This is a genomic window from Candidatus Accumulibacter vicinus (assembly GCF_000584955.1).
GTDB classification, from domain to species: domain Bacteria; phylum Pseudomonadota; class Gammaproteobacteria; order Burkholderiales; family Rhodocyclaceae; genus Accumulibacter; species Accumulibacter vicinus.
Genome location: NZ_JDSS02000008.1, coordinates 33,223 through 35,244, shown reverse-complemented (window position 1 = coordinate 35,244; position 2,022 = coordinate 33,223). Strand labels below are relative to the sequence as shown.

Annotated in this window: 4 protein-coding genes and 1 pseudogene; 3 read left to right on the top strand and 2 right to left on the bottom strand. The window is 58.7% G+C overall.

The features are described 5' to 3' along the window. Together CAPSK01_RS02555 and CAPSK01_RS24315 are read right to left on the bottom strand one after the other, a co-directional pair. On the bottom strand, window positions 1-509 hold a 509-nt coding region (locus tag CAPSK01_RS02555), incomplete at its 3' end, for a hypothetical protein (RefSeq protein ID WP_273702959.1). Window positions 510-603: 94 nt separating this feature from the next. After that, a complete protein-coding gene (locus tag CAPSK01_RS24315; protein WP_034922036.1) occupies window positions 604-894 on the bottom strand; it encodes a Tn3 family transposase in 291 nt (96 codons plus the stop codon). 73 nt (window positions 895-967) lie between these two features. Between CAPSK01_RS24315 and CAPSK01_RS02545 the strand changes: the two genes are divergently transcribed. The 3 genes and pseudogenes from CAPSK01_RS02545 to CAPSK01_RS02535 form a co-directional block, all read left to right on the top strand. After that, window positions 968-1,258, top strand: coding sequence for a nucleotidyltransferase family protein (locus CAPSK01_RS02545; RefSeq protein ID WP_034922090.1), 291 nt, complete (start codon window positions 968-970; stop codon window positions 1,256-1,258). Then, window positions 1,255-1,701, top strand: coding sequence for a DUF86 domain-containing protein (locus tag CAPSK01_RS02540; RefSeq protein ID WP_273702958.1), 447 nt, complete (start codon window positions 1,255-1,257; stop codon window positions 1,699-1,701). The genes CAPSK01_RS02545 and CAPSK01_RS02540 overlap by 4 nt, the downstream gene beginning before the upstream one ends. After that, window positions 1,695-1,925, top strand: a pseudogene (locus CAPSK01_RS02535) (recombinase family protein); the annotation flags it as partial. The gene CAPSK01_RS02540 and the pseudogene CAPSK01_RS02535, both read left to right, overlap by 7 nt. Window positions 1,926-2,022 lie beyond the last annotated feature (97 nt).

The window sequence follows — 2,022 nt, the reverse complement described above, 5'->3', positions numbered from 1 at the left end:
CCCTTCTCTCGCACTGGGAGCGAGTTAACAGAGGATTCTAGGTTGATCTGGCTGCCTGGGCCAGCGTTCTGCGTGTACGCGGCGGACCAGTACACCGGCGTCGGGTCGAAACCGATTCCAATCGTTTGCGTGATCGTACCCACGGCAAGAACGCCCAGCGAGCTCGCGCCCGGGGTCACCGATGTCACTGTCAGGGTTTCCAGGAACGTTCCCAGCGCCGTGGTGAACTCTTTCGTGAAGATGCTGCCGATCGTGACGCCCATCGGGTCGGGAGATAGAGTTATCAATTGGCCGGCGACCAGGCCGACGTTGTTCGAGACGATCGCCCCAACCAGAGTTGGCGCGCCGTTAGTGATGGTGGTTGCCGTCGTTACATCGCCAGTATCGGCAGTGAAGCTGCCAAGCGCCGCGACGTTGAAGATGGCCTCAATCGGAATGGCAGAGGCTGGAGTGGACAACGCAGCCGCAGCCGACGTCACGGCTACCGCGCACAAGCGAGAAAATTTCATAGGTTAGTCCTCTTTGAGTTGATTGCTGCGCCGGATTGCGCGGCTGGAGCATACCAAGCAAAGAGTGTGCCATGAAAATGTATCCGTCTTTTTATCAAGCGTTTATGTTTCTGCCTCGGTCTGGGGCAAGCCGCAAGTGTAAGATTTCTCGACACTCCTTCCTTGATGCCGGCAATCGCCACGGCGGCCGGACGCGCCACGCATACATGGTGGTCAACAGCAGATTTTTGTCCTTGGCCTGATCACCCGATTTCAGGTGCGTGAAGTGCCGGGTGAAGCCCGTCCATTCGTCCACCTCCAACAGCAGCTCGGTAATCTTGACGTGCGGCAGGATCATCGCCGTTTGGTCGATCAGCGCCTGGCCGATGCGTCCGTACAGGCGCACCTTGGCGTTGATGGCCTTGCCGGACGCCTGGAACTGCTACTATTGCAATGAGTTTCGACAAGAAAGAATGCCCATGCGACCGTCCGTTGTGCTCGACATGAAGCGAAATGCAGTGCGCGAAGCGGTAAACCGTTTTCGCACGGCGAATCCGCGCGTCTTCGGTTCGGTGCTGCATGGCACCGACCGGGACGGCAGCGACCTTGATCTGTTGGTCGATGCACTGCCTGGTGCCACGTTATTGGACTTGGGCGATTTAGAAGACGAATTGAAATCGCTGCTCGGCGTTCACGTTGACTTGCTAACACCAGGCGACCTGCCGCCAAAGTTTCGAGCAAAGGTACTTGCAGAGGCGCAACCGGTATGAATGAAAGCCGTCTTTCTGATTACATCGATCACATACAGCAGGCCGCAGCGGATGCGCGCGGCTTCGTGGAAGGGGTGGCGAAGGACGACTTCCTTACCGATAAGCGCACCCAGCAGGCCGTTACCATGAGCCTCATCATCATCGGCGAGGCCGCCACGAAGGTGATGGATGGCTACGCCGAGTTCACTCAGGCACACGCCGAAGTGCCGTGGCGCAGCATGCGCAACATGCGCAATCGTATGGCCCACGGCTATTTCGACATCAACCTCGATGTGGTGTGGGAGACGGTACAAGAATGGCTACCGGAGTTGCTCAAACAACTGCCTGCCGTGCACCAGGACGCCGCCGATAAAGACCGCAATGACATCAGAGAACATGGCGGAGCAGACGTCACGCAGGTGGCGCACGAATATATTGACCTGGGGCGAGACAAGCCATGTTGATCGGCTATGCGCGCGTCTCGACGCAGGATCAGAACCTTGAGTTGCAGCAGAAAGCCTTGACCAAGGCCGGATGCCAGAAGATTTTTGAAGATAAGGTCAGTGGTACGAAGGCTGACCGCCCCGGCTTGGCCAAGGCGATGAAAATGCTGCGCGAGGGCGACGCCCTCGTGGTCTGGAAGCTGGATCGCCTGGGTCGTAGCGTCAAGCAACTGGTCGATCTGGTTACTTGATCGCCATGGCAGAGCTCGCGGCCAGGAATCGTCCGTGCCCGGCGAAAACCCGCTCAGCCCTGGCCGCGTCCCGCGGCCAGGGCGACGCCGC